Below are 236 nucleotides of genomic sequence, written 5' to 3'. Positions count from 1 at the left end.
CCCAGGTCACGATCGAGGGGTGCGAGACGTCGCGGCGGACGACCTCGAGCCACTCCCGCGTGGTCCGCTCGACCGACTTCGTCGTGAAGATGAACGTCGCGGGCGCTTCGCCCCACACGAGCAGCCCGAGCGAGTCGGCCGCGAACAGGAACCGCGGATCCTCGAACTTCTGGTGGACGCGCGCGGCGTTGAACCCGAGCGACTTGATCAGCTCGACCTCGTCGCGCAGCGCCGAC

Annotated in this window: 1 pseudogene; it reads right to left on the bottom strand. The window is 69.1% G+C overall.

The window, feature by feature from the left end:
• Positions 1–236, bottom strand: a pseudogene (locus KVT44_RS57050) (glycoside hydrolase family 2); the annotation flags it as partial.

It is taken from the genome of Streptomyces sp. GbtcB7, from assembly GCF_019091445.1.
In the GTDB taxonomy this organism is placed as follows: domain Bacteria; phylum Actinomycetota; class Actinomycetes; order Streptomycetales; family Streptomycetaceae; genus Streptomyces; species Streptomyces mirabilis.
Note: the sequence above shows the minus strand (reverse complement) of the source record. Positions and strands in the feature narration are given on the sequence as shown.